Below are 13,314 nucleotides of genomic sequence, written 5' to 3'. Positions count from 1 at the left end.
GCTTATTTTTTCTTATTAGCAACAGTACGACGTGGTCCTTTACGCGTACGAGCATTGTTCTTTGTATTTTGTCCACGAACTGGTAAACCACGACGATGACGAAGACCACGGAATGAACCGATCTCGATTAGACGCTTAATATTAAGTGAAACTTCACGACGAAGGTCACCTTCAACTTTAAGCTTATCAATTGCTTCACGGATTTTTCCTAACTCATCTTCAGTTAAGTCACGTACACGTGTTTCTTCAGAAACGCCAGCCTCAGTTAAAACCTTCTGAGCAGTAGAACGTCCAATACCAAATATATATGTTAAAGAAATAACAACACGTTTGTCGCGAGGAATATCAACACCTGCAATACGAGCCATTAAGCTTACACCTCCTTATAGATTAACCTATTAACCTTGTTTTTGCTTATGTTTAGGATTCTCACAAATAACCATGACTTTGCCTTTTCTGCGAATGACTTTACATTTCTCACAAATCGGTTTAACAGATGGTCTGACTTTCATGATTTATATACCTCCTTAGTAGTACGGAGTGCTAATTATTTAAAACGGTATGTTATTCTTCCACGTGTTAAATCATATGGAGATAATTCTACCGTTACTTTGTCTCCAGGTAAAATACGAATGAAATGCATGCGAATCTTTCCAGATACATGCGCCAAAACCGTATGACCGTTCTCTAGTTCTACCTTGAACATTGCATTAGGCAATGTTTCAATGACAGTTCCTTCTACTTCAATTACATCGTCTTTCGCCATTGAACTGTTCTCCCTTCAATATCACATACAGCAATTGCCTTACAGCAGGCTTGTTATATGCATGGAATCGAATTAGGTTCGTTTTAAGCAATTACACCTTCAGTTTAGGCTTTTGTTAGGATTTCATAACCTGTTTCAGTAATAGCAATCGTATGTTCGAAATGTGCACAAACTCTACCATCAACTGTAACAACCGTCCAATCATCAGCCAATGTTTTAACATAACGGGTACCCGCATTTACCATTGGTTCAATCGCTAATACCATTCCAGGCTTAAGCCTTGGTCCTTTATTAGGTGGACCATAATGGGGAATTTGCGGATCTTCATGTAATTCCTGCCCTACACCATGACCAACATATTCTCTTACAACAGAAAAATTATGTTCTTCAACATATGTCTGAATAGCATGAGATATATTAGAAAGTCGATCACCAGGTTTAGCTTCTTTGAGACCTCTATATAAAGACTCTTCAGTTACATCTAAGAGTTTTTCAGTATCCTTAGATATATCGCCTACTGGATAAGTCCAAGCGGAATCACCATGGTAGCCATTATATTTCGCACCAATATCAATGCTGATTATATCTCCTTCACGCAATACACGATCACCAGGTATTCCATGAACGAGCTCATTATTTACTGAAGAACAAATGCTCCCGCGAAAACCATTATACCCTTTAAAGGATGGAATTGCATCACATCCAAGGATAAATTTTTCGGCAATTGCATCCAATTCTAGAGTGGTTATCCCAGGTTTAATAAATTTTTTAAGCTCTCGGTGTGTCAAGGCCACGATACGACCAGCGTCTCTCATAATATCAAGTTCTCGCTGAGTCTTACAAATGATCATGCACTAATCCTCCAAGCAGCTGATTAACATCAACAAATACCTGGTCAATATCCTGTTCGCCATTAATATTTCTTAAATAACCTTTTTCGTTATAAAAGTTAAGTAATGGTTCAGTTTGTTTAAGGTTAACTTCCAAACGGTTAGCTACCGTTTCTTCATTATCGTCTGCACGCTGATAAAGCTCTCCGCCACATTTATTACATTCACCCTCAACTGAAGGTGGATTAAATAAGTTGTGATACGTTGCTCCACATTGCTTGCATATGCGACGACCCGTTAAACGCTCCATTAAGATATCTTTATTAACCTCAATATTGATCACGTAATCAATCTGTTTGTTTAGAGCAGTTAGGATCATCTCTAGTGCTTCGGCTTGAGCAACAGTTCTAGGAAAACCATCTAGAAGAAAACCTTTTTGGCAATCATTCTTACCTAATCTTTCACGAACAATACCAATGGTCACTTCATCGGGCACAAGTTCTCCTTTATCAATAAAGGATTTAGCTTGTAATCCTAACTCTGTTTCTTCTTTCATAGCAGCTCTGAACATATCTCCTGTTGAGATATGAGGGATGTCGTAATTCTCGACAATACGTTCAGCCTGAGTACCTTTGCCGGCACCTGGTAGGCCCATCAATACTAGATTCATTTGTATTCCCCCCCTCAGTCTCTATTTAAAAGGAATGGGAATGAATCCCATATCCACCTTATTTAATAAAGCCTTTATAATGACGCTTCACTAACTGACTTTCAAGTTGTTTCATCGTTTCAAGAGCAACCCCTACTACGATCAACAAACTTGTTCCACCAATCTGAGCAGATTGAGGAAGATCAGCAAACTCAATAAAGAAAACAGGAAGAACAGCTATTGCTGCTAAGAAAAGAGAACCGACAAAAGTTAAACGATATAATACCTTTGTAACATATTCTTGCGTACTTTTACCTGGTCTTATTCCAGGTATATAGCCGCCTTGCTTCTTCAAGTTTTCCGCCATTTGTTCAGGATTTACTTGAACAAAAGTATAGAAGTAAGTGAATGCAATAATTAATGCTATATAGACAATCATCCCAATTGGCTGGGTATAGTCGAATGTTTTCGTAATCCATTCAGTCACGTCATTAGGACCAAAAAATGCTGCAATCGTAGGTGGTGTGATGATAAATGACACCGCAAAGATAACAGGTATTACGCCAGCAGGATTAACTTTTAATGGTAGATGAGTTGTTTGACCCCCACCCATGTTGTTAGATCCAGAACGCTTAGCGTATTGAATTGGAATCTTACGAAGTGCTTGTTGAATGAAGATAACTCCAACTACTACGGCTATTATCGCCAGTACCAAAATGACAACTGTAACAATACTCAAAAATAATTGATCACCAACATTTTCAAATTGCTGTGCATATATCTGATTTATTGTAGAAGGAATTCCAGCAGCAATCCCAGCAAAGATAATAATGGATATACCATTACCAACACCTTTGGAAGTAATCTGCTCTCCAAGCCACATTAAAAATGCAGTTCCAGCTGTTAATACAATCGCAATTAACAAGTATGTGCCTATACCAGGATTCTCAATTAATAATCCTCCTGACTGTGTGTTAAAACCATAGGACATACCTAACGCCTGGATGAAACCTAATATTATTGTAAAGTATCTTGTAAATTGAGCAATCTTACGACGCCCAACATCACCTTGTTTTGACCATTCAGTGAACTTCGGAACAACATCCATCTGCAACAGTTGGATGATGATTGAAGCTGTGATGTAAGGCATAATTCCCATCGCGAGGATAGAGAAGTTAAATAATGCACCACCACCGAAAGTGTTTAAGATTCCAAATACGTTAAGTTCATCCTGTGCTTGAAGCACGTCAGCATTGACATTAGGCACAGGAATGAACGTACCAATACGAAATACTACTAACATTATAAGGGTGAATATGATCTTATTTCTAATATCGCCCACGCGCATAAAATTGGAGATTGTTTTAAACATTAGATCACCTCAACTGTACCGCCAGCAGATTCAATCGCTTCTTTAGCAGAAGCTGAGAATTTGTTAGCTTTAACAGTAAGTTTTTTCTCTAACTGGCCGTTACCAAGAATTTTAACACCAGACTTTACATTGCTAACAATTCCTGTTTCTAGCAATAAATCTGGAGTAACCTCAGTACCTTCTTCAAAGCGGTTAAGAGTCTCAAGATTCACAATTGCAAAGTCCTTGCGGTTAATATTCGTAAAACCGCGTTTAGGTAAGCGTTGGAATAAAGGAGTTTGACCACCTTCGAATCCAGGGCGAACTCCACCACCAGAACGAGCATTTTGTCCTTTATGACCTCTACCAGACGTTTTACCGTTACCAGAACCAATACCACGACCAACACGATTACGTGTTTGACGTGAACCTTCTGCAGGTTTCAACTCATGAAGTTTCATGGGGACACCTCCTTATATATTGATATTTCTATTATTGTTCGTTAACTGTAACTAAGTGAGCAACTTTCTTAACCATACCGCGAATCGCAGGATTATCTTCTTGTACTACAGTTTGATTTACTTTTTTAAGTCCAAGTGTTCTAACAGTAATACGTTGATCTTCAGGACGACCAATTACACTGCGAGTGAGGGTAATTTCTAACTTATTCGCCATTTTAGTTCCCTCCTTATCCTAACAGTTCTTCTACCGTCTTGCCACGTAACTTCGCAACTTCTTCAGCACTCTTTAATTCAGTCAATCCAGAGATTGTAGCACGAATCATATTAATAGGAGTGTTTGAACCTAAAGATTTTGAAAGAATATCAGCAACACCTGCTAATTCTAGTACCGCACGAACAGGTCCACCAGCGATAACACCAGTACCTTCAGAAGCTGGCTTCAAAAGAATATTTCCTGCTCCAAATTGTCCGATAATTTGGTGAGGAATTGTAGTACCAACCATAGGTACTTCAATTAGATTTTTCTTTGCATCTTCAATTGCTTTACGAATCGCTTCTGGCACTTCTTGTGCTTTACCAGTACCGAAACCTACATGACCGTTTTTATCTCCAACAACAACAAGTGCTGCAAAACGGAAACGACGACCACCTTTTACAACTTTGGCTACACGGTTAACGGTAACTACGCGTTCTTCAAGCTCTAATTTGTTTGGATCAATACGACGCATTCTTTGAGTCCCTCCTTTTCCGATTAAAATTCAAGTCCAGCCGTACGAGCTGCTTCAGCTAGAGCTTTGATACGACCATGATATAAATATCCTCCGCGGTCAAACACTACAGATTTAACACCTTTTTCGATAGCACGTTGAGCTACTAATTCGCCAACTTTTTGGGCAGCCTCTACGTTATTAGAATCAAGATTAATCCCTTTTTCTAAAGTAGAAGCACTGACTAAAGTAACTGAATTTGCATCATCAATTAGTTGTGCATAGATGTGTTGGTTGGAACGATATACGTTTAAACGAGGACGAGTAGTTGTACCAGTTAACTTAGCACGAACACGCGCATGTCTCTTTTTACGTACAGCATTTTTATCAGCCTTAGTAATCATTTAGGTCACTCCTTTCTTATCATCTAGGCGATATTACTTCGCAGTTTTACCTTCTTTACGACGAACATGTTCGCCTTCGTAGCGAATACCTTTACCTTTATAAGGTTCTGGTGGACGAACGTCGCGAATGTTAGCTGCTATTGCACCTACACGCTCTTTGTCAGTACCTTTTACAAGTACTTTAGTTTGAGATGGTACTTCGATTTCAACACCAGCCTCTGGTGTGATCTCTACAGGGTGTGAGTAACCAACATTTAGAACAAGTTTATTTCCAGATTTAGTAGCACGGTAACCTACACCGATAAGCTCTAATCCTTTTTCGTAACCTTTAGAAACGCCATTTACCATGTTACCTAGTAAACTACGTGTTGTACCGTGAAGAGCACGGTGTTCTTTAATATCAGAAGGACGACTTACAGTTAAGACGTTCTCTTCAGTTGTGATTTTAATATCAGAGTTGAATGTGCGAGTTAACTCACCCTTAGGTCCCTTAACTGTTACAGTGTTATCTTCAGCGATTGTAACTGTAACACCTGCAGGAATTTCAAGTGGTTTCTTTCCAATACGAGACATTCAATACACCTCCATTCTTATTGAGCTTTTTACCAAACGTATGCTAATACTTCTCCACCAGTTTGTTTTGCACGAGCTTCTTTATCAGAATAAACACCTTGAGAAGTTGAAACGATTGCAATACCTAATCCGTTAAGTACACGTGGTACTTCATCAGCTTTTGCATATACACGTAATCCTGGCTTACTAATTCTTTTAAGACCAGTGATTACACGTTCATTGTTAGAACCGTATTTTAGGAAAATACGAATGATTCCTTGTTTGTTGTCTTCTACATATTCTACATCACGGACGAAACCTTCACGCTTAAGAATTTCTGCAATTTCCTTCTTGATTTTAGATGCAGGAAACTCAAGTTTTTCGTGACGCACCATGTTCGCATTACGAATGCGAGTAAGCATATCTGCAATAGGATCTGTCATAACCATTACTAAATAACCTCCTTCCCGTTTTACGGTTTTACCAGCTAGCTTTTTTCACGCCTGGAATTTGACCTTTATAAGCAAGTTCACGGAAACAAATACGGCAAAGCTTAAATTTACGTAGCACAGAATGTGGACGTCCGCAGCGTTCGCAGCGAGTATACTCTTGTACTTTGTGTTTTTGCGTACGTTTTTGCTTAACAACCATTGATTTTTTAGCCACAATTTCGCCTCCCTTTACTAGCGATTATTTTTGGAACGGCATACCGAACTGTGTTAATAGTTCGCGTGCTTCTTCATCAGTATTCGCAGTTGTAACGATAACGATATCCATACCACGAACTTTGTTTACTTTATCATAATCAATCTCTGGAAAAATCAATTGCTCTTTTACTCCTAGAGTATAGTTTCCACGACCATCAAATGATTTTTTAGAAACCCCACGGAAGTCACGAACACGTGGTAATGAAACTGAAATCAATTTATCTAAGAATTCGTACATACGCTCACCGCGTAATGTAACTTTTGCACCGATCGGCATACCTTCACGTAAACGGAAGCCAGCGATAGATTTTTTTGCTTTTGTTACAACAGGTTTTTGACCAGTGATTTGAGCTAATTCCTCAACAGCAACATCTAATGCTTTTGAGTTAGAAACTGCATCGCCGACACCCATATTGATAACGATTTTATCTAATTGTGGAGCTTGCATTACAGATTTGTAAGAAAACTTACTCACCAATGCAGGGGTAATTTCTTTTTGATACTTTTCTTTAAGGCGGTTCATAACACAGACCTCCCTTCCTTATTTACTATTTATCTAAAGTTTCACCAGATTTTTTTGCGACACGTACCTTTTTACCGTCTACCACTTTAAAACCAACTCGTGTTGGTTCACCTGATTTAGGATCAAGTAGCATAACATTTGATACATGGACAGGTGCCTCTTGGTTTAAGATTCCCCCTTGAGGGTTTGCTTGAGAAGGTTTCGAGTGCTTTTTCACTACGTTAATACCTTCAACAAGTACACGATCTTTTTTAGGATATGAAGCAAGAACTACGCCTTGTTTCCCTTTATCCTTACCAGAGATAACCATTACCTTATCACCTTTTTTAACATGCATCCTAGTTGCACCTCCTTAGTAAGGCAATCGAATTTATTATAGTACTTCTGGAGCTAAAGAAACAATTTTCATAAAGTTGTTTTCACGCAATTCACGTGCAACTGGTCCGAATATACGAGTTCCACGAGGGCCCTTGTCATCACGGATGATAACACATGCATTTTCGTCAAATTTGATGTAAGAACCGTCAGAACGACGAGCTCCACTCTTTGTACGAACAATTACAGCTTTAACAACTTCACCTTTTTTGACAACGCCACCTGGTGTTGCTTGTTTTACAGTACAAACAATAACATCACCGATATTAGCAGTCTTACGACCAGAACCGCCCAATACTTTAATAGTAAGTACCTCACGAGCACCAGAATTGTCAGCAACTTTTAAACGAGATTCTTGTTGGATCACTTATGTTACCTCCCTTCGGAAATTAACTTATCCGAACAATATTAGATGATTATAGCTTGTTCTACTACTTCTACTAGACGGAAACGTTTAGTAGCTGATAATGGACGAGTTTCCATTACTCTTACCACATCACCAGTTTTTGCTTGGTTATTTTCATCATGTGCTTTAAATTTCTTAGAGTATTTCACTCGTTTACCGTATAACGAGTGTGTTTTGTAAGTTTCAACAAGAACAGTAATTGTCTTATCCATTTTGTCAGAAACAACACGACCAGTATATACTTTGCGTTGGTTACGTTCACTCATTTGCGTAAACCTCCTCTCTTATTAACGATTATTAGCTGCGATCTCTCTTTCACGGATAACAGTTTTCATACGAGCGATCGATTTACGAACTTCACGGATGCGAGCAGTATTTTCTAATTGTCCTGTCGCTAGTTGAAAGCGAAGGTTAAATAACTCTTCTTTTAGAGACTTTACCTTTTGTTCTATTTCAGCAGTGGTAAGGTCACGAATGTCATTAGCTTTCATTAGATTCACCACCAATTTCTACACGTTTTACGAACTTCGTTTTGATCGGTAATTTATGAGCAGCTAAACGAAGAGCTTCACGCGCTACCTCTTCAGTTACACCAGAAATTTCGAATAAAACTTTACCAGGTTTTACAACAGCTACCCAACCTTCAGGAGCACCTTTACCAGATCCCATACGAACCTCTAAAGGTTTTGCTGTATAAGGCTTTGAAGGGAAGATTTTAATCCAAACTTTACCGCCACGTTTCATATGACGTGTCATCGCGATACGAGCAGCTTCAATTTGACGGTTCGTGATCCAAGAAGCTTCTAGAGCTTGGATACCGAATTCTCCAAAGTGTACTTCAGTGCCACCTTTTGCACGACCACGCATTTTTCCACGGTGTTCTCTACGATATTTTACGCGTTTTGGCAATAACATATTATTTTCCTCCTTCCTCAGATTTCTTCTTAGTAGGAAGAACCTCTCCACGATAGATCCAAACTTTTACACCTAATTTACCGTAAGTTGTATCAGCTTCAGCTGTACCGTAATCGATGTCAGCACGAAGTGTGTGTAGTGGAACTGTTCCTTCGCTATAATGCTCTGCACGGGCGATATCTGCTCCACCTAGACGACCAGATACTTGTGTTTTGATACCCTTTGCACCAGCGCGCATAGCACGTTGAATAGTTTGTTTTTGTGCACGACGGAAAGAAATACGATTCTCTAATTGGCGTGCGATATTTTCAGCGACTAATTTAGCATCTAAATCAGCTCTCTTGATTTCTAAAATGTTGATGTGTACACGTTTAGCAGTTAATTGGTTTAGTGCTTTACGTAGCGATTCTACTTCCGTACCACCTTTACCAATTACCATACCAGGCTTAGCAGTGTGAATTGTAACATTTACACGGTTAGCAGCACGTTCAATCTCAATTTTAGAAACAGATGCATCGTTAAGACGCTTGCTAATGTATTCACGAATTTTTATATCTTCATGTAAAAGAGTTGAGTAGTCTTTACCAGCGAACCATTTAGACTCCCAATCACGAATAACTCCAATACGAAGACCGACTGGATTTACCTTTTGACCCACGGATTATCCCTCCTTCTTTTCTGTTAAGATGATTGTGATGTGACTAGTACGCTTGTTAATTGCACTTGCACGACCTTGAGCACGTGGACGGAAACGTTTTAGAGTTGGACCTTCATTCGCGTAAGCTTCGCTTACAACTAAGCTATTAATGTCCATTTCATAGTTATGTTCAGCGTTCGCCACTGCTGATTTTAAAACTTTTTCTATGATTGGTGAAGATGCCTTAGGCGTGTGAGCTAAAATCGCCACTGCTTCACCAACTTGCTTACCTCGGATAAGATCTAGTACTAGACGAGCTTTACGAGGAGCAATACGAACTGTTCTTGCGACAGCTTTAGATTGTTGCATTTAAATGCCTCCTCTCATTAACGTCTTGTTTTTTTGTCATCACTTGCATGACCTTTATACGTACGTGTAGGTGCAAACTCACCAAGTTTGTGTCCTACCATGTCCTCAGTTACATATACAGGAACATGTTTACGTCCATCATAAACAGCGATAGTGTGACCAATGAATTGTGGGAAAATTGTAGAACGACGAGACCAAGTTTTAATTACTTGTTTCTTCTCAGTTTCATTTAATTTTTCAACCTTAGTTATTAAATGTTCATCCACGAATGGTCCTTTTTTTAAGCTACGGCCCATGATTGTACCTCCCTTCGCGACTGTGCTACGGTTCGATTGAACCGTAGTTCAACCACGTTATTTTTTACGACGACGCACGATAAACTTATCTGATTTGTTTGTCTTCTTACGGGTCTTGTAACCAAGAGTTGGTTTACCCCATGGAGACATTGGTGATTTACGTCCGATTGGAGCGCGACCTTCACCACCACCGTGTGGATGGTCATTAGGGTTCATTACAGATCCACGAACAGTTGGGCGCTTGCCTAACCAACGAGAACGACCTGCTTTACCAATATTAATAAGTTCATGTTGTTCATTACCTACTTGACCTACAGTAGCACGACAAGTAGCAAGGATCATACGAACTTCACCAGAGTTTAAACGTACAAGTACATATTTGCCTTCTTTACCCAATACTTGAGCAGAAGTTCCAGCAGAACGTACTAATTGTCCGCCTTTTCCAGGTTTTAATTCAATGTTGTGTACGATTGTACCAACAGGAATGTTTTGTAAAGGTAATGCATTCCCTACTTTTATATCTGCTTCAGTACCAGACATAACTTCTAAACCTACTTTAAGGTTTTTAGGTGCAAGGATATATCTTTTCTCACCATCAACATAGTTGATAAGTGCAATGTTTGCAGAACGATTTGGATCGTATTCGATTGTAGCAACGCGTCCTGGTATACCATCTTTGTCGCGTTTGAAATCAATCACACGATATTGGCGTTTGTGACCGCCACCTTGGTGACGAACTGTAATTTTACCTTGGTTGTTACGTCCACCTTTTCTATGAACAGGTGCAAGTAATGACTTTTCAGGTTGATCTGTAGTAATTTCAGCAAAATCAGATACTGTCATTCCACGTCGACCGTTTGAGGTTGGTTTGTATTTTTTAATCGCCATATCGATATCCCTCCTTTTCTTTTAAGAATTATACTTCAAATAATTCGATTTCTTTGCTGTCTGCAGCAAGCTTAATGATTGCTTTACGACGACGATTTGTTAGTCCGCTGTAACGACCAACACGTTTGAATTTACCCTTGTAGTTCATGACGTTTACTTTTTCAACTTTTACGCCAAAGATAGACTCGATCGCATCTTTAACTTCAGTTTTATTAGCCTTTACATCAACTTCAAATGTATATTTTCTCTCAGTCATAAGATCTGTAGAATGTTCAGTGATTACGGGGCGCTTAATAATATCACGAGGATCTTTCATTATGCAAGCACCTCCTCTACTTTTTGCACCGCAGCTTTCGTCATAATAAGTTTATCATGATGTAGTACATCAAGTACGTTTACTCCACTTGCTGTAACAACTGTTACTCCAGGAATATTACGTGCTGATAATGCAACATTTTCATTGTTGTCAGCTGTAACAATTAGCGCTTTTCTTTCAACTGAAAGACCTAGTAGTACTGAAGTCATTTCCTTTGTTTTTGGAGCGTTAAATGCTAAGTCCTCTAAAACAACGATATTGTTGTCAAGTACTTTAGTTGATAAAGCAGATTTGATTGCTAAACGGCGTACTTTTTTAGGTAATTTATATGCATAAGAACGTGGAGTAGGGCCAAATACGACACCACCGCCGCGCCATTGTGGCGAACGAATAGATCCTTGACGAGCACGACCAGTACCCTTTTGACGCCAAGGTTTACGACCTCCGCCTGCTACTTCTGAACGGTTTTTTACTTTATGAGTTCCTTGACGTAAGGAAGCTCTTTGCATGATAACCGCATCATATAATACATGCTGATTAGGTTCGATACCAAATACAGAATCATTAAGTTCGATTTCTCCAACGTTTGAACCTGCTTGGTTTAATAATGCTACTTTCGGCATTATCCAATTCCTCCTTTCCTAAAGAAATTATTTAGATTTAACTGCGCTTTTCACAGTGATAAGTGCTTTTTTAGGTCCTGGAACATTACCTTTAATTAATAGTAGATTACGTTCTGTATCTACCTTAACGATTTCTAAGTTTTGAACAGTGATTCGTTCTCCACCCATACGACCAGGTAATAATTTGTTTTTAAATACACGGTTTGGCGCTACAGGTCCCATTGAACCTGGACGACGATGGTAACGAGAACCGTGAGTCATTGGTCCGCGAGATTGTCCGTGACGTTTGATAACACCTTGGAAACCTTTACCTTTTGAAATTCCTGTTACATCAACAGTTTCACCAGTAGTGAAAATATCAACTTTGACTTCTTGACCAACTTCGTATTGCTCTAAGCTTGCTTCACGAAGTTCTCTAACGAAGCGCTTAGGTGCAGTACTAGCTTTTGCAACGTGTCCTTGTTCAGGTTTGTTTGATAGCTTTTCACGTTTGTCTTCAAAACCTAATTGAACAGCTGTATAGCCGTCAGTTTCAGCAGATTTCTTTTGAAGGACAACATTTGGAGTAGCTTCAATTACTGTTACTGGAATAAGATCGCCGTTTTCAGCAAATACTTGCGTCATACCAATTTTTCTTCCTAAGATTCCTTTGGTCATGAGTCACACCTCCTAATGGTTTTCATAAATTTATTTTAAAAATTAAAGTTTGATTTCAATGTCAACACCAGACGGTAAATCTAAACGCATTAATGCATCAACAGTTTGTGGTGTTGGGTTGATGATATCGATTAAACGCTTATGCGTACGCATTTCAAATTGTTCACGAGAGTCTTTGTATTTATGAACTGCACGTAGTATTGTGTAAATTGATCTATCAGTTGGTAACGGAATAGGACCAGATACATTTGCACCAGAACGTTTTGCAGTTTCAACAATTTTCTCGGCAGATTGATCAAGAATTCTGTGATCATATGCTTTCAAACGAATACGAATCTTTTGTTTTGCCATTACTTTCCCTCCTTTTCGCCTACTTTTAAAATAGACATTTTCTCAGCAGAAATTTTCCTACACACGCCATGGCAAAGCGGCCGTGTGTATCGGCAACCTCCTGCTTCATCGCAGTCAAAGACCAACATTGTCTATTATATTAAAAAACCGTGACAGATGCAAGAAAAATTTTAAATTCATCTAATAATCTGGAACACTTTTTCTATTATACATAGGTTAGGTAAGAATAGCAAGGTAGCTTTCCCTGGTTTAATTTTCTTATACAACGTTGTTTATAGAATTGTACTAATAATTGAAATAACGGATTGTAGTCCATTTCTTTAATCATACTATTTTTAAATGAATTCTATTTGTTACCTGGATTACTTATATAGTAAGAACTTAATTTAAATTTACCTATCATTCTAAATTTCTAAGTAGATTCACCTAAATAATTGATGAATTGTTTCTATATAGTTTCACGTTGGATTGTAAGTTCTAAAAAAATTAAATGATTAGCACAGAAAACTAAAAAAAAAGACGAGCATTTAA

At 38.6% G+C, this 13,314-nt stretch carries 27 protein-coding genes; all 27 read right to left on the bottom strand.

Features of this window, described 5'->3' with window-relative positions; translation table 11 throughout:
* Positions 1-2: 2 nt before the first annotated feature.
* On the bottom strand, positions 3-368 hold the full coding sequence (gene rpsM / locus AC6CHR_RS22425) for a 30S ribosomal protein S13 (protein ID WP_498251285.1): 366 nt from the start codon (positions 366-368) through the stop codon (positions 3-5).
* A gap of 30 nt (positions 369-398) precedes the next feature.
* Positions 399-512, bottom strand: coding sequence for a 50S ribosomal protein L36 (gene rpmJ, locus AC6CHR_RS22420; RefSeq protein WP_003156543.1), 114 nt, complete (start codon positions 510-512; stop codon positions 399-401).
* 35 nt (positions 513-547) lie between these two features.
* Positions 548-766, bottom strand: coding sequence for a translation initiation factor IF-1 (gene infA / locus AC6CHR_RS22415; protein ID WP_010191517.1), 219 nt, complete (start codon positions 764-766; stop codon positions 548-550).
* Positions 767-870: 104 nt separating this feature from the next.
* The gene (map, locus tag AC6CHR_RS22410; RefSeq protein WP_498251284.1) at positions 871-1,617 is read right to left on the bottom strand and encodes a type I methionyl aminopeptidase; all 747 of its coding nucleotides are present in this window, start codon (positions 1,615-1,617) and stop codon (positions 871-873) included.
* On the bottom strand, positions 1,604-2,266 hold the full coding sequence (locus AC6CHR_RS22405) for an adenylate kinase (protein ID WP_498251283.1): 663 nt from the start codon (positions 2,264-2,266) through the stop codon (positions 1,604-1,606). Before AC6CHR_RS22405 ends, map begins: the two co-directional genes overlap by 14 nt.
* Before the next feature lie 58 nt (positions 2,267-2,324).
* A complete protein-coding gene (secY, locus tag AC6CHR_RS22400; RefSeq protein ID WP_498251282.1) occupies positions 2,325-3,617 on the bottom strand; it encodes a preprotein translocase subunit SecY in 1,293 nt (430 codons plus the stop codon).
* Entirely contained in the window at positions 3,617-4,057 is a 441-nt protein-coding gene (gene rplO, locus AC6CHR_RS22395; protein ID WP_498251281.1) for a 50S ribosomal protein L15, read from the bottom strand. Before rplO ends, secY begins: the two co-directional genes overlap by 1 nt.
* Positions 4,058-4,088: 31 nt before the next feature.
* Positions 4,089-4,271: a 50S ribosomal protein L30 gene (gene rpmD, locus AC6CHR_RS22390; RefSeq protein WP_498251280.1), complete on the bottom strand. Its 183-nt coding sequence runs from the start codon at positions 4,269-4,271 to the stop codon at positions 4,089-4,091.
* Between the two features lie 13 nt (positions 4,272-4,284).
* Positions 4,285-4,785 carry a 30S ribosomal protein S5 gene (rpsE, locus tag AC6CHR_RS22385; RefSeq protein WP_498251279.1) on the bottom strand — a complete coding sequence of 167 codons (501 nt, stop codon included), beginning with the start codon at positions 4,783-4,785 and terminating at the stop codon, positions 4,285-4,287.
* A 23-nt stretch (positions 4,786-4,808) separates the two neighbouring features.
* Positions 4,809-5,168, bottom strand: a complete 360-nt coding sequence (rplR, locus tag AC6CHR_RS22380) for a 50S ribosomal protein L18 (protein WP_498251278.1) — start codon at positions 5,166-5,168, stop codon at positions 4,809-4,811.
* Positions 5,169-5,201: 33 nt separating this feature from the next.
* Positions 5,202-5,741 (bottom strand): 50S ribosomal protein L6, encoded by a 540-nt coding sequence (rplF, locus tag AC6CHR_RS22375; RefSeq protein ID WP_498251277.1) that lies wholly within the window; start codon positions 5,739-5,741, stop codon positions 5,202-5,204.
* A 29-nt stretch (positions 5,742-5,770) separates the two neighbouring features.
* Complete coding sequence (gene rpsH / locus AC6CHR_RS22370; RefSeq protein WP_498251276.1) at positions 5,771-6,169, bottom strand: 30S ribosomal protein S8; 399 nt, start codon at positions 6,167-6,169, stop codon at positions 5,771-5,773.
* Between the two features lie 31 nt (positions 6,170-6,200).
* Entirely contained in the window at positions 6,201-6,386 is a 186-nt protein-coding gene (locus tag AC6CHR_RS22365) for a type Z 30S ribosomal protein S14 (RefSeq protein WP_498251275.1), read from the bottom strand.
* 24 nt (positions 6,387-6,410) lie between these two features.
* Positions 6,411-6,950 carry a 50S ribosomal protein L5 gene (gene rplE / locus AC6CHR_RS22360; RefSeq protein ID WP_498251274.1) on the bottom strand — a complete coding sequence of 180 codons (540 nt, stop codon included), beginning with the start codon at positions 6,948-6,950 and terminating at the stop codon, positions 6,411-6,413.
* Between the two features lie 25 nt (positions 6,951-6,975).
* Positions 6,976-7,287 (bottom strand): 50S ribosomal protein L24, encoded by a 312-nt coding sequence (gene rplX / locus AC6CHR_RS22355; protein ID WP_498251273.1) that lies wholly within the window; start codon positions 7,285-7,287, stop codon positions 6,976-6,978.
* A 36-nt stretch (positions 7,288-7,323) separates the two neighbouring features.
* Complete coding sequence (rplN, locus tag AC6CHR_RS22350; protein WP_146950518.1) at positions 7,324-7,692, bottom strand: 50S ribosomal protein L14; 369 nt, start codon at positions 7,690-7,692, stop codon at positions 7,324-7,326.
* Between the two features lie 41 nt (positions 7,693-7,733).
* Complete coding sequence (rpsQ, locus tag AC6CHR_RS22345) at positions 7,734-7,997, bottom strand: 30S ribosomal protein S17 (RefSeq protein WP_498251272.1); 264 nt, start codon at positions 7,995-7,997, stop codon at positions 7,734-7,736.
* Between the two features lie 21 nt (positions 7,998-8,018).
* Positions 8,019-8,222, bottom strand: a complete 204-nt coding sequence (gene rpmC / locus AC6CHR_RS22340) for a 50S ribosomal protein L29 (RefSeq protein WP_498251271.1) — start codon at positions 8,220-8,222, stop codon at positions 8,019-8,021.
* Positions 8,212-8,646, bottom strand: a complete 435-nt coding sequence (rplP, locus tag AC6CHR_RS22335; protein WP_498251270.1) for a 50S ribosomal protein L16 — start codon at positions 8,644-8,646, stop codon at positions 8,212-8,214. Before rplP ends, rpmC begins: the two co-directional genes overlap by 11 nt.
* A gap of 1 nt (position 8,647) precedes the next feature.
* Complete coding sequence (rpsC, locus tag AC6CHR_RS22330; protein ID WP_498251269.1) at positions 8,648-9,304, bottom strand: 30S ribosomal protein S3; 657 nt, start codon at positions 9,302-9,304, stop codon at positions 8,648-8,650.
* A 3-nt stretch (positions 9,305-9,307) separates the two neighbouring features.
* Positions 9,308-9,652 carry a 50S ribosomal protein L22 gene (rplV, locus tag AC6CHR_RS22325; protein WP_498251268.1) on the bottom strand — a complete coding sequence of 115 codons (345 nt, stop codon included), beginning with the start codon at positions 9,650-9,652 and terminating at the stop codon, positions 9,308-9,310.
* Positions 9,653-9,669: 17 nt separating this feature from the next.
* Positions 9,670-9,948, bottom strand: coding sequence for a 30S ribosomal protein S19 (gene rpsS, locus AC6CHR_RS22320; protein WP_498251267.1), 279 nt, complete (start codon positions 9,946-9,948; stop codon positions 9,670-9,672).
* Between the two features lie 57 nt (positions 9,949-10,005).
* A complete protein-coding gene (gene rplB / locus AC6CHR_RS22315) occupies positions 10,006-10,836 on the bottom strand; it encodes a 50S ribosomal protein L2 (RefSeq protein WP_498251266.1) in 831 nt (276 codons plus the stop codon).
* 28 nt (positions 10,837-10,864) lie between these two features.
* Complete coding sequence (gene rplW, locus AC6CHR_RS22310; protein WP_498251265.1) at positions 10,865-11,152, bottom strand: 50S ribosomal protein L23; 288 nt, start codon at positions 11,150-11,152, stop codon at positions 10,865-10,867.
* Complete coding sequence (gene rplD, locus AC6CHR_RS22305; RefSeq protein WP_498251264.1) at positions 11,152-11,775, bottom strand: 50S ribosomal protein L4; 624 nt, start codon at positions 11,773-11,775, stop codon at positions 11,152-11,154. Before rplD ends, rplW begins: the two co-directional genes overlap by 1 nt.
* A 27-nt stretch (positions 11,776-11,802) precedes the next feature.
* On the bottom strand, positions 11,803-12,432 hold the full coding sequence (gene rplC / locus AC6CHR_RS22300) for a 50S ribosomal protein L3 (protein WP_498251263.1): 630 nt from the start codon (positions 12,430-12,432) through the stop codon (positions 11,803-11,805).
* Positions 12,433-12,474: 42 nt separating this feature from the next.
* On the bottom strand, positions 12,475-12,783 hold the full coding sequence (gene rpsJ, locus AC6CHR_RS22295) for a 30S ribosomal protein S10 (protein ID WP_498251262.1): 309 nt from the start codon (positions 12,781-12,783) through the stop codon (positions 12,475-12,477).
* Positions 12,784-13,314: the final 531 nt, after the last annotated feature.

This window comes from Metabacillus sp. GQ13 (assembly GCF_059758525.1).
This window is presented reverse-complemented; position numbering and strand designations above follow the sequence as displayed.

Excerpts from the sequence above, each read along its gene's own strand:
- infA (WP_010191517.1), bottom strand. The coding sequence starts at position 766 with ATGGCGAAAGACGATGTAATTGAAGTAGAAGGAACTGTCATTGAAACA.
- rplV (WP_498251268.1), bottom strand. The coding sequence starts at position 9,652 with ATGCAACAATCTAAAGCTGTCGCAAGAACAGTTCGTATTGCTCCTCGT.
- rpmJ (WP_003156543.1), bottom strand. The coding sequence starts at position 512 with ATGAAAGTCAGACCATCTGTTAAACCGATTTGTGAGAAATGTAAAGTC.
- rplX (WP_498251273.1), bottom strand. The coding sequence starts at position 7,287 with ATGCATGTTAAAAAAGGTGATAAGGTAATGGTTATCTCTGGTAAGGAT.
- rplW (WP_498251265.1), bottom strand. The coding sequence starts at position 11,152 with ATGAAAGATCCTCGTGATATTATTAAGCGCCCCGTAATCACTGAACAT.
- rpsS (WP_498251267.1), bottom strand. The coding sequence starts at position 9,948 with ATGGGCCGTAGCTTAAAAAAAGGACCATTCGTGGATGAACATTTAATA.
- rpmC (WP_498251271.1), bottom strand. The coding sequence starts at position 8,222 with ATGAAAGCTAATGACATTCGTGACCTTACCACTGCTGAAATAGAACAA.
- map (WP_498251284.1), bottom strand. The coding sequence starts at position 1,617 with ATGATCATTTGTAAGACTCAGCGAGAACTTGATATTATGAGAGACGCT.
- AC6CHR_RS22405 (WP_498251283.1), bottom strand. The coding sequence starts at position 2,266 with ATGAATCTAGTATTGATGGGCCTACCAGGTGCCGGCAAAGGTACTCAG.
- rplC (WP_498251263.1), bottom strand. The coding sequence starts at position 12,432 with ATGACCAAAGGAATCTTAGGAAGAAAAATTGGTATGACGCAAGTATTT.
- rplP (WP_498251270.1), bottom strand. The coding sequence starts at position 8,646 with ATGTTATTGCCAAAACGCGTAAAATATCGTAGAGAACACCGTGGAAAA.
- rpsE (WP_498251279.1), bottom strand. The coding sequence starts at position 4,785 with ATGCGTCGTATTGATCCAAACAAATTAGAGCTTGAAGAACGCGTAGTT.
- rpsH (WP_498251276.1), bottom strand. The coding sequence starts at position 6,169 with ATGGTTATGACAGATCCTATTGCAGATATGCTTACTCGCATTCGTAAT.
- rplB (WP_498251266.1), bottom strand. The coding sequence starts at position 10,836 with ATGGCGATTAAAAAATACAAACCAACCTCAAACGGTCGACGTGGAATG.
- rplR (WP_498251278.1), bottom strand. The coding sequence starts at position 5,168 with ATGATTACTAAGGCTGATAAAAATGCTGTACGTAAAAAGAGACATGCG.
- secY (WP_498251282.1), bottom strand. The coding sequence starts at position 3,617 with ATGTTTAAAACAATCTCCAATTTTATGCGCGTGGGCGATATTAGAAAT.
- rplF (WP_498251277.1), bottom strand. The coding sequence starts at position 5,741 with ATGTCTCGTATTGGAAAGAAACCACTTGAAATTCCTGCAGGTGTTACA.
- rplO (WP_498251281.1), bottom strand. The coding sequence starts at position 4,057 with ATGAAACTTCATGAGTTGAAACCTGCAGAAGGTTCACGTCAAACACGT.
- rpsQ (WP_498251272.1), bottom strand. The coding sequence starts at position 7,997 with ATGAGTGAACGTAACCAACGCAAAGTATATACTGGTCGTGTTGTTTCT.
- rpsJ (WP_498251262.1), bottom strand. The coding sequence starts at position 12,783 with ATGGCAAAACAAAAGATTCGTATTCGTTTGAAAGCATATGATCACAGA.
- rplD (WP_498251264.1), bottom strand. The coding sequence starts at position 11,775 with ATGCCGAAAGTAGCATTATTAAACCAAGCAGGTTCAAACGTTGGAGAA.
- rplE (WP_498251274.1), bottom strand. The coding sequence starts at position 6,950 with ATGAACCGCCTTAAAGAAAAGTATCAAAAAGAAATTACCCCTGCATTG.
- rpsM (WP_498251285.1), bottom strand. The coding sequence starts at position 368 with ATGGCTCGTATTGCAGGTGTTGATATTCCTCGCGACAAACGTGTTGTT.
- rpmD (WP_498251280.1), bottom strand. The coding sequence starts at position 4,271 with ATGGCGAATAAGTTAGAAATTACCCTCACTCGCAGTGTAATTGGTCGT.